Below are 14,016 nucleotides of genomic sequence, written 5' to 3'. Positions count from 1 at the left end.
TATTTAAAAATGCTGGCCTAGGTCAGCATTTTTATTGCGATTAAAAATTGAGAATATATTCAATGTGGAAAAAGATTCGAGTTGGTATTTTACTGGTCATTCTGTTGATTGTTGCAATGAACGCATGGCGTGATATGAACCAAGATTGGAGCAAGCCAATCGTTGTTTTATTACATCCGATCAATGCAGATGGTCAACGCTCCACATCTGCCTATATTCAGCAAATTTCAACAGATGATCTTGAGGAAATTGAACATTATTTAGGTTTACAGTCTCAAGCATTTCGTGGGCAACCGATTTCGTTTCATTTTCAGCTTGGACGGGAATTAAATACCTTGCCACCTAAGTTTCCAGAATCAGGCCGTATCTTGGATACAGTTTTGTGGAGTTTAAAATTTAGATTTTATGCATGGAAACAGCATCAAGGCGAAGATGGCTCACCATCGGTGACCCTGTATTTAAATTATTATGATCCCAAGTTGCAGAAAGTATTGAAACACTCTACTGCATTGGAGCGTGGGCGTATTGGCTCAGTGAATTTATTTGCATCACGAAAGCAAAGTTCGAGTAATAAAGTCGTTCTTGTACATGAGTTATTGCATACCTTTGGTGCAAAAGACAAATATGATTTTACAACGGGGCAGCCACTCTATCCGACGGGCTATGCCAATCCTGAGCAACAACCACGTTATCCGCAGCAGCGTGCAGAAATTATGGGCGGCTATATTGCGCTTTCAGAAAGTAAAAGCAAAACACCTGAAGATCTAGAAGATACCATGATCAGTCGACTCACTGCACAAGAAATGGGTTGGGTGAAGTAGTGTATAGAGCTGTGCTGTTTATCGCTTAGATTCTGCTCAAACAAAGCTTTATTCTGGTATAGATGCAGATTTTATACAGACAAACACCTGAATTAGATCAACAATAAAATGAATGAATAACAACCAAGAGAAGAATTATGCGTACTGTAGGAAATGATTTAGTTCGTCATCAACTCCATGAAAACCGTAAATGGTACCTTCTGCTTGGAGCTTTATTGGTGATCTTTGGATTAGTGCTATTGGCTTCACTGGGTATGGCAACATTGACGGTTGTTGCATTGTTTGGTGCTTTAATGATGATTGGTGGGGTTTTACACCTGATTGCAGCATTTAAAATTTTTGATGGTGGCTTTCGCTGGCTTTGGGCGTTGTTTGGTGTGTTGTATATCGCAGCGGGTTATTATGCGTTTAAATCTCCGATTACCACTGCAGTGGTATTAACCAATTTACTGGCAATTGCTTTATTGATTGGCGGTTTTATTCGTATTTTTAATGCATTTATGTTGAAACCAATGTCTGGATGGGGCTGGACATTATTTTCAGGGCTTTTAACCTTGGCAACAGGTGCAATTATTCTGGCATCACCAGATTCTCCTTTTTGGGTACTCGGATTATTTTTAGGTGTGGATATTTTGTTCCAAGGAGTCAACTATCTCACCTTTGCTGCGGCAATTAAACAAATCCCACCTGCGAGTCATTAAGGTTTCACTTAATGTTTTAAATCATATGTGCTTTTAACAAAACGCCTGATCAATGAGATCAGGCGTTTTGCATTTTGGCGTAAATATTTATGCAACTAGAGCAGTATTCAGTTAAATCTTATCTTAATTAACCTTCCTAAAAAGCGTGAAGTTAGCTAGATAAATGATTTAAGTGTTAAAACTCAGCTTATTTCGCGACTTTATACTGGCTGGAAATAGCGATACGGTTCCATGTGTTGATTACAATCGCAACCCATTCAATCGCCGTGATTTCATCACTGGATAAATGCTGTGCAGCTTGTTCATAAGCGCTATCTGGAAAATGTTGATTGGTAATTAAAGTGATCTCTTCAATTAAAATTAAAGCCGCTCGTTCTTTTTCAGTAAAGTATTCACTTTCACGCCAAGCACTAATCAGCGCAATACGATCCGTTGACTCGCCCGCTTTAATTGCATCTTGGGTATGCATACGAACACAGAAAGCACATTGGTTAATTTGCGAGGCTCTTAATTTGAGCAAATGAGAGAATCCAACATCAAGCCCAGCTTGCTGAACTTTTTGCATAGATAAATTTTCAAGCTCGATGACCGTTTTATATAGTTCTGGGGCAGTCTTACCAAGGTTTACACGTTGCATAGTTGTCATTTCTTTAGTCTTAATTATGAATTTATTAGTTTATCTATACTCGAAAAATCGTTATGTTAATTTTTGAATCTCACCAAAATACATTTGCTCATGTCTAAAGTTTTTGTTCTTGCGCCTGACTCATTTAAAGAAAGTATGACAGCCGAACAAGCCTGTTTTGCAATGCAACGTGGCATTGAAAAAGTCATTGCTGATGCAAAGTTTATTCATGTACCTATGGCAGATGGTGGCGAGGGAACAGTCGATGCTTTGGTCGCTGCACGAAGTGGTCGTAAAGTATATGTTGAGGTCACTGGTCCATTGGCTCAGCAACGAATATCGACCTATTGGGGATTAATTGATGACGGTCAAACAGCTGTTATAGAAATGGCGCTGGCAAACGGTATTCATCTGATCGAGAAGTCTCAACGCAATCCTTTAATCACATCAACTCTGGGTACAGGGGAAATGATTAAAGCCGCTTTGGATTTGGGTGTTGGTAAAATCATTATTGGTCTGGGTGGTAGTGTTACCAATGATGCTGGTGCTGGGATGGCACAGGCTTTAGGGGCAAAATTTTTAGATGAGAACAACCATTCTGTAGACGTGGGTGGTGGGCAGTTTCAACAGATCAAAAGCATTGATATTTCACAACTCGATGCGCGTTTAAAAGCGACTGAGATTATTATTGCCAGTGATGTAAACAATCCATTATGTGGTCCAAATGGTGCTTCTTTTATTTTTGCGCCACAGAAAGGAGCAACTGCTGAGATGGTTGGGATCTTAGATCAAAACCTTGATCATTTTGCTGCGTTGGTGAAACAACAGTTGAATGTTGATGTTGCAAATCTACAGGGTGCTGGTGCTGCAGGCGGTTTGGGTTTCGGACTTATGGCTTTTACGGGTGCAAAAATAGGCTCTGGTGTGGAAATCGTGATTAAAGAAACCCGACTTGAGGAAAAAATTGCCCAAGCAGATTATGTGTTTACTGGCGAGGGTGGTATTGATTTTCAAACCAAGTTTGGCAAAACACCTTTTGGGGTAGCGCAAGTTGCCAAGCAGTTGAATAAACCTGTGATTGCTTTTGCAGGGCATATCGGTGAAGGCGTCGAGGAGCTTTATGCAGAAGGCTTTAGTGCAATTTTTGGTATTGTTGATGGTGCATGTGATTTAGCAACAGCATTAAAGTATGGTGAGCAAAATTTAGAACGCTGTTGTGAGAGTGTGGCACGGTTGTTAAGACTATAAGGCGGTTTTTATTGTAAAAGTCCTCCTTTAATCTCTGCTAGGGACAATAAATTTTATTGTCTTGAATTTTTCTTCGTTGGTATGTCCTGAGTTAAGCGTCAATTCACGACTTGATTCTTGTGTTAAAATGCATAATTTCACTATAGCTCTGCTAAACTAGCAGCCATCCATAAAATGATGAGTGAAAATGAGTTTAGCCAACCTGATTAATGAATTAAACCCTCAACAAAAACAAGCTGCTACGACTGAAACAAAACATAGTCTAGTTCTTGCTGGGGCAGGTTGTGGCAAAACCAAAACCATTGTGGCACGAGCTGCATATCTCATTGATCAAGGCATTCCTGCCAATCAAATCCAAATTTTGACATTTACCCGCCGTTCTGCCAGCGAGATTGTGGCCCGGGTAGAACTTGCTTTAGGTGATCAGGCCAAAGGGTTGCGCGCATCTACATTTCATACCTTTTGCATGTATTTACTCAGACGCGTGCCAAAAGCTTTTGGATTAGATCAATTTTCGATCATAGATCGTGATGATCAATTGATGTTGTTCCGTTTGATTCGTGGAAAGGACGATAAAAAGAATCCCAACGCCTTACCCAAACCACAACAGCTTTGTGATTTATATTCCTTTGCACGTAATACTCGGCAAAAACTAAGTTTGGCTTTAGAAAAGCAACTGCCTGAGTTTTTAGACGATAAAGATCAAATCGCAGAAATCATGAAAGAGTACGAAACACGTAAGCGGGCACGTAGTTTTCTAGATTACGATGATATTCTCGCCGTGGTTGCGTCTGCTTTGGCACAGTCCGATGGTTTAGCGGATTATGTTGCGGGCTTATGTCAGTACATGCTGGTTGATGAAATGCAAGATACCAATCCTCTACAGTGGGCGATTCTTGAACCATTAAAAGATAAAACATCACTCTTCTGCGTGGGGGACGATGCACAGTCGATTTATGGTTTTCGTGGTGCGGATTTTGAAAATATCCACCATTTTAAAGAGCGTGTGCCAGATGCAGAGATTTTCAAATTAGAAAAAAATTATCGCTCTACTCAAGAAATTTTAGATTTTTCAAACTGGTTACTCGATCAAAGTTCGATTCATTACGATAAAAAACTAGAAGCTTATCGTGGTGATGGGATTAAACCGCGAATGCATGTTTTTCCAAATGAGTTTGATGAAGCAAAATGGATCGCGATCGACATCAAAGAACGGCATTTATTGGAAGGTTCAGCTTGGAATGACCACATGGTGTTGGTGCGTTCAGCCTTTGCTGCACGGCATATCGAGGCTGCTTTTATCCAAGCCAATGTTCCCTACCGATTTATTGGAGGGATGAAGTTACTTGAAACAGCACATGTTAAAGACTTACTGAGCTTATTGCGTGTTATTGCCAATCCATTGGATGATATTGCGTGGATGCGGTTTTTAACCTTATGGAATGGCGTGGGTGATGTTGGTGCGAGTAAGCTGGCGCAACAACTCTTACTTGATGCAGATATTGAAAAAATTACAGAAAAATTAGAAAAGTTTGGGCGCATTCCTGAAAATACCTTGCTGATTATGAAGCAAATGAGTGTGCTAAAAACTGAAGTTGAAGCCTGTGTAAAACTCGGTGTAGAGGCTATTCTCAACCAACTTGAAGAAAATTATGCTAAAAAAGATTGGCATAAACGGGTGGGGGATTTTGATCTGGTCAAGCAATTGGCGTCTAAACATACTCAACTGAGCGAGTTCTTAGAAGAATATGTACTTGACCCTGTTTCAATCAGTGAAATTGAGCGTCAGTCGCAAGATGATGTGGTGACTTTAATTACCATCCATTCTGCTAAAGGCACAGAACAAAAGGTTTGCTATGTGGCAAATGTCTCTGCGGGGCAATACCCAAATGCACGTGCACAAGGCAATTTCGATGAAGTTGAAGAAGAGCGCCGTGTACTTTATGTGGCTTTAACACGCGCGCAAAATGAACTTATTCTAACCAAACAAAATTTAAGTTTTTGGGCACATACGCAATCAGATGAACAAGGTCGTAAGATTGAAAGTTATTTTCTCAATGATTTAACTCGAAATTTATGTAGCACAGAAACCCACTATAGACAGCGAGAGCAAACTGTAAAAAGTGCCTTAATCGAACGTCGGGCGATTAATTTAGATTTTGGTATAGATCTAGATTAAACTATAGCAATCGTTTTTCATTCAAAAAGTAGGTAGGCGAGTGCTTTTTGATGTTTTTTGCCTCGTTTATATTTTAAGGTTGTGAGATGAAAATTTTAGTTCGTAATTTAGAACGTACTGTAACTGAAGCTGAATTGTTAGAGTTATTTAAGCAATACGGTACAGTAGATACTTGTACTCTAGTACTTGATGCAGCAACAGGTAAATCGAAAGGTTTTGCTTTTGTTGAAATGCCACACGGTAGAGAAGCAGTTAAAGCGATTAAAGGTTTAAATACCTTGCGCTTACATGGTCATGGAATTCGTGTAAAAGCAGCGGAAGATAAGCCAGAAGCATAATTGGCAGATAGTCTAAGGAGCATTTATTGCTCCTTTTTTTATTTTAGTATTTAAGTAATCTCGTCAAACCATGATAAAAATAAAAGCTTAAATTGATATTTTTGAAAAAAAGAGCGCTATCTATTTTATTGACATACAACATGGATAAAATTCATTGTGATTTTTGTTCAATAAAGATTAAGCTAAGACTGCAACGAATGCCAAAATCTTAGGGAACTTCCATGTCACGTGTAGCTCGCTTTCATGCAGACCGTACCAATCAAAAACTTTATTTTGCTCGTCTTGCATGTATGCAGGGAGAACAAACTGAAAATGTTCAACAAGCTCAAGCACATCGTGAAGCAGCAGTATTTCATTTACATGGCGCGGTTTTAGCATTTCTGCAAGAGTTGGTACGTTATTACCGTTTAAATGATTTTTCCCCAACCTTAAAGTCAATCGAAGAAAATATGGCGGCTAAAGGACAAGTCTCACCAGAAGTTTTAGTGATGCAAAAATTAGCCAAAGACGGATTTATTGCTGAACTCAAAAGAGCGTATCGACTTTGTCAATATGCACCTGAACCAAGTGCGCCAGAACCAGAGGATGAAACATCATCAAACTTAATTATCAAAGTGACGCAAACACCACAAGCTTGGTTGCCTGATACAAAGATTTTAAGAGAGTGGCACCGAGATTTATCGCAACTTATTGATGGTTTTCGTAATGAAATGGTTGAATTCTGATCTTTTTGATCAGATATACTTGAAATTTTGTTTTAAATGACTATATAAAATATCTACAAGATGCAAAGTGCATTCAGCACTTTGCCCCATGTTGAGCATGGAGGATTTATGTCTATCGAACAGTTAAAAGAGTTATTTGGAAATCAGGAAGCTATTTTGGAGTTGGTACAGCTCGAAAGTGGGGAGCTGGCACTGCGTAATGCAGGTTCTGAAAAAGAGCCATTGGTCACTATTCAATTTAATGAAGAAGTGAAAGCACTACTGGGTGATCAAACGCCAGCGATTGCACAACAGATGATTCAAGCTGCATTATTTGCGTTACTTGAAAAACAGGCAGATGAATGGCACGCTGAAGTTGTTGATGAACAACCAAAATTTATGAGCTAGTGATTTTATTTATTCTAGAATAAATACAATAAACGCACTTTCGAGTGCGTTTTTCTTTGTATGCAAATAACCTGACATACGCAAATGGCATCAAATTCTAGAAGTTCTAAATCTCTGCTTTGATGGGGTGGCGATCCCCCATCCAACATCATTATCGATACCATTACATAATGAAGCACCACGACTTTCCAAGGTCTACAAAGAACAGTCATGTGGTTTTAGCTGCGTTTTAAAGATCTACGTTTTAAAGATGAGCCGAATTCAATGTGTTGGTTCATGATGATGAGCAATTTGGATCTGGTTTAAAATATGATTACTCATGTTTTTCGCCATTTCCTCTTTTGCATAATACACTTCACCGACATTGTCTTTACGGATCACTTCAGCTTCTTCTTTATTTTCAGCACAGACTAACACTTGAATTTCTGGATTAAGCAGCTTGGCTGTATCGACAATTTTATGAATATCTACAATATCCATCGGTGAAATCACCAATAGCCGTGCATGTTGGATATGGGCTTGAATCAATACACTGGGTTCAGTTGCTCGGCCAGAAACCGCAGCGATGCCTTTTTCACGCAAATTCTCTACAATTTCACGGTTTTCTTCAGCGATGACCACTTTGATGCCATCATCCATCAATGTTTTGGTAATACGACGTCCGACTTCACCATGACCAACGATCACCACTTGATCACGTAAATAGGCTTGATCAACTTCATCTGGAAGCATTGCCAATGGGTCACCGCTACGCTCAAGTAAGCGCGCTAAATGCGAACGTTCACGGATCCAGTTTTGTACAGGTTCGATCGCAGAAAATAGAAATGAATTGAGAGTGATAGAAAATAAAGCACCCGCTAAGATTAAGTTTTGCGCTTCAGGGCTAAGTAATCCCAGTGACAAGCCTAAGGTTGCCAGAATAAAGGAGAACTCTCCAATTTGTGCCAAACTGGCGCCCACTGTTAATGCTGTATTGATGGGATAACGGAAAAATAACACCAATGCCATGGCGGCCAGCGTCTTACCAATCATAATAATGGCAATGACTGCTAAAATATGCAGAGGCTGTTCCACAATAATACGTGGATCAAATAACATCCCGACAGAAACGAAGAACAAAATCGAGAAAATTTCGCGTAAAGGCAAGGTTTCTTCTTCTGCACGATGACTAAAATCTGATTCTTTAACCACCATTCCGGCAAAGAACGCTCCAAGTGCCATAGAAACGCCGAAGATTGCGTATGAGCCATAAGCGATTGAAACTGCTGCTGCGACTACGGTTAAAGTAAAAAGCTCTCTAGAGCCTAAACGTGCCACATATTGCATAATCATTGGCACAAGGCGTTTGCCAATGATGAGCATAAAGGCGATAAAACCAGTTACTTTTAATAGGGTGATGCCGAGTGTTAACCAAATGTTTTGATCAGATTCATGTCCTGCAATAGGATGTCCGCCTAAAAGTACAGCTGTTGCAGGCAGTAGAACCAAGACTAAAACCATGACCAGATCTTCGACCAGCAACCAGCCAACGGCAATCTTACCATTCACCGAGTTAAGCAGTCCTTTGTCACCTAATGCTTTGAGTAAAACCACCGTACTCGCACAGGATAAACTTAAGCCAAAGACCAGTGCAGAGCCAAAGCTCCAGCCCCAAAAGATGGAAACTGCCATACCCAGTAAGGTCGCAACCGCGATTTGTAAAATTGCACCAGGGAGGGCAATTTTTCGGACTTGCATTAAATCGTTGAGGGAAAAATGCATCCCGACACCGAACATCAAGAACATGACGCCTAATTCAGCAAGCTGATTGGCCAGCGCGATGTCTGCAACAACACCTGGGGTATTGGGGCTGATGATAATTCCCGCAATTAAATAACCAATCAAAGGTGGCAGGCGTAATCGTGCAGCGATATAGCCAAAGATCAGGGCTATACCAAAACCAACTGCAAGTAAAATAATCAGATCTACATCATGAGGCACTAAATACTCCTTAAATCTTCAGGAGAAATCATTCAAAAAATCATTTCTTAAGGTAATGACTTTGTATAAAGCCATATAAAATGCACAATCAGTGCCAAATTCGCTAAAGAGTTTAACAAGTCGAAGAAAAAAAAGGCAAAAAAAACGACCCAAATGGATCGTATTTTTTAAGAAAACTAAAATTATTTAATTTTAGCTTCTTTGAAGATTACGTGTTGACGGATTTTTGGATCAAATTTTTTGATTTCCATTTTTTCCGGCATAGTACGTTTGTTCTTAGTAGTGGTATAGAAATAACCTGTACCAGCAGTAGAAACTAAGCGAATTTTATCACGCATGGTTCAGACTCCTTAGATCTTTTGACCTTGAGCACGAAGGTCAGCAACAACCTTTTCAATGCCCAATTTGTCGATAATACGCATACCTTTAGTGGTTAGACGAAGACGTACAAAACGTTTTTCGCTTTCTAACCAGAAACGGTGGTGATGCAGGTTCGGCTCGAACCGGCGTTTAGTTTTGTTGTTGGCGTGTGAGACGTTGTTACCAACGACTGGACGCTTGCCGGTAACTTGGCAAACCTTAGACATGGTGTAACTCCATTGATTTAGCCAACAGCAAATCTGTATGGCCAGTCAAAATAAAACGGATTGAATTCATTCAAGGGGCGTTTTATACCAAAATTCCGCTTAAAAGACAAGCGGAATTCGTCAAAACGCAACATGATCTAATTTGATAGATCATGCCTTGATCAGTTAGCGTAAGAAAGTTTTCTCTAAAATCTTATTTAGGGCTTTGTCATAAGGCGCTAATATGAATTTTAAGCTAAATAGCTTAGGAATAGACATTACTGAACGCTCATGTGATAAACCAAAGAAACCTTCTGGGCCATGATATTTGCCCATGCCAGATGCACCAACGCCACCAAATGGTAAATCGTCTTGTGCAACATGGGTAACTACGGCATTTTGACCGAAATGCCCAGAATGGGTACGTTGAGAAACGTATTCTGCGCGGGCATTGTCAAAGTCGAAATAGTATAAAGCAAGTGGACGCGGTCTGCCATTAATAAAGTCAATTACATCGTCAATTTGATCATATTCCATAATTGGAAGCACTGGACCAAAGATTTCATTCTTCATAATGTCCATTGTAGGTAGAACACCTGTTAAGAATGTTGGGGCAATTTTACGTACACTCGCTAATTCTTCATTTTGAGGATTGATTTCAATCAACTCAGCGCCTTGTTGACGTGCATCCTCTAAATAACCTTGAACACGGTTGTACTGCTTATCGTTGATGATGCTGGTGTAATCTTGATTATCACGAATCGTCGGGTACATTGTTGTTGCAGCTTGTTTAAAGCTTTCAATAAACTCGGCAGTTTTTCCTCTAGGTAGGAACATATAGTCTGGTGCTACACAGGTTTGACCAGAGTTCCACAATTTACCAAAAGCAATACGTTCAGCGACCAGATTGAGATCGCTTGAAGGGTGTACGATTACAGGTGATTTACCACCAAGCTCAAGAATAACAGGCACTAGATTTTCGGCAGCAGCAGACATCACGGTTTTACCGACATTGGTAGAGCCAGTGAAAATGATTTTATCGAATGCTAAATGTGAAAATGCATCGGAAATTTGACCACCGCCATTCACCACGGCAACCAATTCTTGTGGAAATGCTTCTGAGAGAGCATTTTCAAGTACGAAGCCAAAATTAGAAGATGAACTTGAAATTTTGAGTATTGCGTGATTTCCGGCAGCCAGCGCACAAATCAGTGGGCCAACAGAAAGTAACAATGGATAGTTCCATGGTGCAATAATTCCAATCACACCTAAAGGCTGATATTGCACCCAAGCTTTGGCTGGTTGGTGTAAGATAGACACATGGCGCTTAGATGGTTTCATCCATGCTGTTAAATGCTTGCTATAATATTTAATTTGTTCTAAACATGTGAGTAGTTCACCAATTTTAGTTTCGCTGATTGAACGATTGCCGTAGTCTTGATTGATTGCTTCTGCAAATTGATCTTGGTATTTTACCAGAACTTTCTTTAAGCGAGCTAAACGTTCAATACGTTCCTTTGCTGTAGGAACAGGGTAGCGTTGATAAGCGACTTTCTGTTGTTCAAGAATGTCATGCATACGTTGAACTTCAGGTGAGTAAGAAGTCATTGAATTTGTTTTTGTATGACTGTTCATGACAAACACCATTTACGAATAGGTTAATATAATATAATTTTTAGAGTAAATACTCTAAATAGTCAAGTCACTTTATGTTAGCTTGTGCTAACGGTTAAAAATGGTAATAGGATGTCGAGCTCCAAAACTTTGAAAACGAAAGACCGAATTTTGCAGATTAGTCTGCAACTTTTTAATGAGCGCGGCGAACGTGCAGTTACAACGAATCATATTGCAGCAGAGCTTGGGATCAGTCCTGGAAATTTGTATTATCATTTTCGAAACAAACAAGAAATCATCAAAGAATTGATGGAACAATACCAAAAAGAAACTTTAGATATGCTGTCATTACCCGATGACCGTGGAGTCAATGCCAATGATAAAATCCGTTATTTCCAAGTTTTAAGCAGTCAGCTATGGGAATATCGCTTTCTACATCGTGATGTTTATCATTTAATTGAAAATAACGACGACTTTAGAAAAATTTATCCTCGCTTTGCTGGCAAGGTGATGCAACAAGGGCAAAAAATTTATCATGCCTTTGTTGAAGCGGGACTGATGCAGATGACACCTTCTGAAATTGAAGCACTCATCATCAATATTTGGATTGTCCTGACCAACTGGACCAACTTCCTGTATATGTCTGGGCATTTAAGTGATTCCAATCATTTAGATGAAAAATGGATTTGGCAAGCATTGCGCCAGATGGTGTTTTTAGAAGGTCCTTATTTACGTGGCGAAAGTCGTGAAACCTATGAACGTTTGCTAGAAAGCTTCGGTTCTTCGGAATTATTTGCCAGTTTATCTGCGGTAAAACGCGATTGATGCTGAATCAAGATTGAAAGCTGATGAAAAAGCGTTAAAATATTCGGCTGTTTTTTAAATTAACTTATAAGTGATATCCATCAACATGAACATGACTACTGCCAACACAGCACGTCTACTGATTACTTGTGAAGACAAGCCAGGAATCGTGCAAGCTGTATCGAGCTTTTTGTATCATCAGGGCGCGAACATTACTGCGCTTGATCAATACGCAACTGAAGCTCAGGGCGGGCGTTATTTTATGCGTGTTGAGTTTGAACTTGATCATTTGCAATCCCGTCGTGAGAGTCTCATTCAAACTTTCGCAACCAATGTGGCTGAACGTTATAGTATGCATTGGCGTTTAGCTTTGGTGAGCGACATTAAAAAAGTTGGTATCTTGGTGTCTAAAGTTGACCATGCTTTGCTTGAGTTGTTGTGGCGCCATTCTCGTGGTGGCTTACCTTGTGAAATTACTCAAGTGGTTTCAAACCATGAAGACTTACGCGAATCAGTAGAAAACTTTGGTATCCCTTTCTATGTGGTTCCAGTCAACAAAGAAAATAAACGTGAAGCCTATACAAAGATCGATGAGTTAATGCAAGGGAATGATTTATTGGTTCTCGCGCGTTATATGCAAATTCTCGATGAAGAGTTTGTACAAAAGTGGGAAATGAAAGTGATCAATATTCATCACTCATTTTTACCTGCTTTTGTGGGGGCAAATCCATATAAACAGGCTTATGAAAAAGGCGTTAAATTGATTGGCGCAACAGCGCATTATGTGACGGCTGATCTGGATCAAGGTCCAATCATTGAGCAAGATGTAGAACGAGTAAACCACGATTTTACTGTGGAACAACTGCGTGAATTAGGCCAAGACGTTGAACGTAACGTACTTGCTAGAGCGGTAAAATGGCATCTAGAAGACCGTATTATTGTCGATGGCAATAAGACTGTTGTTTTTCAATAACATGTGAATATTCATTTAATATGAGTAGTAAAAAAGGATGCTTTATGCATCTTTTTTTTATTTTTAATTTGTAAAATCGATTAAAAACATTGAAAAACCAGTTGCAAATGAAAACACTTCTCATTTATCATTGTTGCACTTTAATTGTTCTATCCGATGAGCTTAATCTACAAACTGAATAATTTTTTGTAGTTTGCTCAATTTTAGGTATTTAGATTCTTATGAGTCAGTCTTCCATTGCACCACTTCAAACGCCACCACCGATGAAGAAAAAAGTCCTTGCTGCAGTGTTAGCAGTTGTTGTCGGGCACGTAGGTGTGTTGTGGGGGGTAAGTCATATGAAACCATTTGAACTGCCTCAAATAAAGAAAGAACCTTTAAAAATCAAATTTTTAAAGTTAAAAGAAGATGTTCCACCACCGCCACCTCCTCCATCTGAACCCATCAAACCTAAAGTTCAACCGAAACCTATAGAGAAGAAAGTTGAGCCTAAACCTGTGGTTAAGCCAAAAATCATTGAGCAGAAAAAACCTGTAGAAAATGATGATCGGGCAAGAAAGCTTGAAGAACAAAAGCGTTTAGAAGAGCAACAGAAGCAGGATAAGGCACGTCAAGATGAGCAAAAACGTCAAGATGATCAGAAGCGTGCGGAACAGCAGAAACGTGAACAAGATGAACGTGATCGTCAAAAACGTGAGCAAGATGAGCGCGATCGTCAACGTCGTGATCAAGAGCAAAGAAACACGCCGCGTAATGTAAATGAAGGTCAGGTGTCTTGGAGTCGTAGTCCACGTATCGCAAAAGAGCAATTACTTAAACTGATGTCTCCAGAAGATGGAACAAAGGTTGTGAATCTAGAAATTACTGCGGATGCGGGCGGAAATATTACCAATGTCCGTATTCTTCAATCTAGCGGTAATTCAAGTTTAGATAGTTATGTTGTTAAGCAGACTCAATCTGCAAAATTTAAAGCTTATAGAGAAAATGGTGCGGGTGTACCATTTAAAATTAGGCAAGATTTTGCATTGTCGGTCTCTAAAAAGTAAATAATTTTT

Annotated in this window: 15 protein-coding genes; 10 read left to right on the top strand and 5 right to left on the bottom strand. The window is 39.6% G+C overall.

Annotation, left to right across the window (positions count from 1 at the left end):
• The first annotated feature begins 62 nt into the window (after positions 1–62).
• Both ACQ7EO_RS18920 and ACQ7EO_RS18915 read left to right on the top strand, forming a co-directional pair.
• A complete protein-coding gene (locus ACQ7EO_RS18920; protein WP_434278369.1) occupies positions 63–821 on the top strand; it encodes a hypothetical protein in 759 nt (252 codons plus the stop codon).
• A 137-nt stretch (positions 822–958) separates the two neighbouring features.
• Positions 959–1,522, top strand: coding sequence for an HdeD family acid-resistance protein (locus tag ACQ7EO_RS18915; RefSeq protein ID WP_004718021.1), 564 nt, complete (start codon positions 959–961; stop codon positions 1,520–1,522).
• Between the two features lie 187 nt (positions 1,523–1,709).
• Here the strand turns inward: ACQ7EO_RS18915 and ACQ7EO_RS18910 are convergent, their stop codons facing one another.
• A complete protein-coding gene (locus ACQ7EO_RS18910; protein ID WP_434279636.1) occupies positions 1,710–2,159 on the bottom strand; it encodes a carboxymuconolactone decarboxylase family protein in 450 nt (149 codons plus the stop codon).
• 99 nt (positions 2,160–2,258) lie between these two features.
• Between ACQ7EO_RS18910 and ACQ7EO_RS18905 the strand changes: the two genes are divergently transcribed.
• The 5 genes from ACQ7EO_RS18905 to ACQ7EO_RS18885 all read left to right on the top strand — a co-directional run bounded on the left by ACQ7EO_RS18905 (position 2,259) and on the right by ACQ7EO_RS18885 (position 7,024).
• Positions 2,259–3,395 carry a glycerate kinase family protein gene (locus tag ACQ7EO_RS18905; protein ID WP_434278368.1) on the top strand — a complete coding sequence of 379 codons (1,137 nt, stop codon included), beginning with the start codon at positions 2,259–2,261 and terminating at the stop codon, positions 3,393–3,395.
• 187 nt (positions 3,396–3,582) lie between these two features.
• Positions 3,583–5,574, top strand: a complete 1,992-nt coding sequence (locus ACQ7EO_RS18900; RefSeq protein WP_434278367.1) for an ATP-dependent helicase — start codon at positions 3,583–3,585, stop codon at positions 5,572–5,574.
• Between the two features lie 86 nt (positions 5,575–5,660).
• Positions 5,661–5,912: an RNA recognition motif domain-containing protein gene (locus ACQ7EO_RS18895; protein WP_004718014.1), complete on the top strand. Its 252-nt coding sequence runs from the start codon at positions 5,661–5,663 to the stop codon at positions 5,910–5,912.
• A 221-nt stretch (positions 5,913–6,133) separates the two neighbouring features.
• Complete coding sequence (locus tag ACQ7EO_RS18890; protein ID WP_434278365.1) at positions 6,134–6,637, top strand: DUF6586 family protein; 504 nt, start codon at positions 6,134–6,136, stop codon at positions 6,635–6,637.
• A gap of 108 nt (positions 6,638–6,745) precedes the next feature.
• On the top strand, positions 6,746–7,024 hold the full coding sequence (locus tag ACQ7EO_RS18885; RefSeq protein WP_004718010.1) for a hypothetical protein: 279 nt from the start codon (positions 6,746–6,748) through the stop codon (positions 7,022–7,024).
• A gap of 261 nt (positions 7,025–7,285) precedes the next feature.
• On the opposite strand, the gene ACQ7EO_RS18880 is transcribed toward ACQ7EO_RS18885, so the two are convergent.
• The 4 genes from ACQ7EO_RS18880 to ACQ7EO_RS18865 all read right to left on the bottom strand — a co-directional run bounded on the left by ACQ7EO_RS18880 (position 7,286) and on the right by ACQ7EO_RS18865 (position 11,205).
• Positions 7,286–9,004, bottom strand: a complete 1,719-nt coding sequence (locus ACQ7EO_RS18880; RefSeq protein ID WP_004718008.1) for a cation:proton antiporter — start codon at positions 9,002–9,004, stop codon at positions 7,286–7,288.
• Between the two features lie 182 nt (positions 9,005–9,186).
• On the bottom strand, positions 9,187–9,342 hold the full coding sequence (gene rpmG, locus ACQ7EO_RS18875; RefSeq protein WP_003654787.1) for a 50S ribosomal protein L33: 156 nt from the start codon (positions 9,340–9,342) through the stop codon (positions 9,187–9,189).
• 12 nt (positions 9,343–9,354) lie between these two features.
• Positions 9,355–9,591, bottom strand: coding sequence for a 50S ribosomal protein L28 (gene rpmB / locus ACQ7EO_RS18870; protein WP_000048256.1), 237 nt, complete (start codon positions 9,589–9,591; stop codon positions 9,355–9,357).
• Positions 9,592–9,756: 165 nt separating this feature from the next.
• The gene (locus tag ACQ7EO_RS18865; protein WP_016539261.1) at positions 9,757–11,205 is read right to left on the bottom strand and encodes a coniferyl aldehyde dehydrogenase; all 1,449 of its coding nucleotides are present in this window, start codon (positions 11,203–11,205) and stop codon (positions 9,757–9,759) included.
• Positions 11,206–11,316: 111 nt separating this feature from the next.
• Here ACQ7EO_RS18865 and ACQ7EO_RS18860 point away from each other — a divergent pair, with 111 nt between their 5' ends.
• The 3 genes from ACQ7EO_RS18860 (at position 11,317) to ACQ7EO_RS18850 (ending at position 14,007) form a co-directional block, all read left to right on the top strand.
• Entirely contained in the window at positions 11,317–12,009 is a 693-nt protein-coding gene (locus tag ACQ7EO_RS18860; protein WP_034611676.1) for a TetR/AcrR family transcriptional regulator, read from the top strand.
• Positions 12,010–12,094: 85 nt separating this feature from the next.
• Positions 12,095–12,961, top strand: a complete 867-nt coding sequence (gene purU / locus ACQ7EO_RS18855) for a formyltetrahydrofolate deformylase (protein ID WP_434278362.1) — start codon at positions 12,095–12,097, stop codon at positions 12,959–12,961.
• Between the two features lie 221 nt (positions 12,962–13,182).
• Positions 13,183–14,007, top strand: a complete 825-nt coding sequence (locus ACQ7EO_RS18850) for an energy transducer TonB family protein (protein ID WP_004818828.1) — start codon at positions 13,183–13,185, stop codon at positions 14,005–14,007.
• The last annotated feature ends 9 nt before the right edge of the window (positions 14,008–14,016 follow it).

The organism is Acinetobacter sp. CE-15 (genome assembly GCF_051059255.1).
Taxonomy (GTDB): domain Bacteria; phylum Pseudomonadota; class Gammaproteobacteria; order Pseudomonadales; family Moraxellaceae; genus Acinetobacter; species Acinetobacter guillouiae.
The sequence above is the reverse complement of the archived record's forward strand: the minus strand, read 5'-3'. Positions and strand labels throughout refer to the sequence as shown.

Excerpts from the sequence above, each read along its gene's own strand:
- ACQ7EO_RS18920 (WP_434278369.1), top strand. The coding sequence starts at position 63 with ATGTGGAAAAAGATTCGAGTTGGTATTTTACTGGTCATTCTGTTGATT.
- ACQ7EO_RS18915 (WP_004718021.1), top strand. The coding sequence starts at position 959 with ATGCGTACTGTAGGAAATGATTTAGTTCGTCATCAACTCCATGAAAAC.
- ACQ7EO_RS18910 (WP_434279636.1), bottom strand. The coding sequence starts at position 2,159 with ATGCAACGTGTAAACCTTGGTAAGACTGCCCCAGAACTATATAAAACG.
- ACQ7EO_RS18905 (WP_434278368.1), top strand. The coding sequence starts at position 2,259 with ATGTCTAAAGTTTTTGTTCTTGCGCCTGACTCATTTAAAGAAAGTATG.
- ACQ7EO_RS18900 (WP_434278367.1), top strand. The coding sequence starts at position 3,583 with ATGAGTTTAGCCAACCTGATTAATGAATTAAACCCTCAACAAAAACAA.
- ACQ7EO_RS18895 (WP_004718014.1), top strand. The coding sequence starts at position 5,661 with ATGAAAATTTTAGTTCGTAATTTAGAACGTACTGTAACTGAAGCTGAA.
- ACQ7EO_RS18890 (WP_434278365.1), top strand. The coding sequence starts at position 6,134 with ATGTCACGTGTAGCTCGCTTTCATGCAGACCGTACCAATCAAAAACTT.
- ACQ7EO_RS18885 (WP_004718010.1), top strand. The coding sequence starts at position 6,746 with ATGTCTATCGAACAGTTAAAAGAGTTATTTGGAAATCAGGAAGCTATT.
- rpmG (WP_003654787.1), bottom strand. The coding sequence starts at position 9,342 with ATGCGTGATAAAATTCGCTTAGTTTCTACTGCTGGTACAGGTTATTTC.
- rpmB (WP_000048256.1), bottom strand. The coding sequence starts at position 9,591 with ATGTCTAAGGTTTGCCAAGTTACCGGCAAGCGTCCAGTCGTTGGTAAC.
- ACQ7EO_RS18865 (WP_016539261.1), bottom strand. The coding sequence starts at position 11,205 with ATGAACAGTCATACAAAAACAAATTCAATGACTTCTTACTCACCTGAA.
- ACQ7EO_RS18860 (WP_034611676.1), top strand. The coding sequence starts at position 11,317 with ATGTCGAGCTCCAAAACTTTGAAAACGAAAGACCGAATTTTGCAGATT.
- purU (WP_434278362.1), top strand. The coding sequence starts at position 12,095 with ATGAACATGACTACTGCCAACACAGCACGTCTACTGATTACTTGTGAA.
- ACQ7EO_RS18850 (WP_004818828.1), top strand. The coding sequence starts at position 13,183 with ATGAGTCAGTCTTCCATTGCACCACTTCAAACGCCACCACCGATGAAG.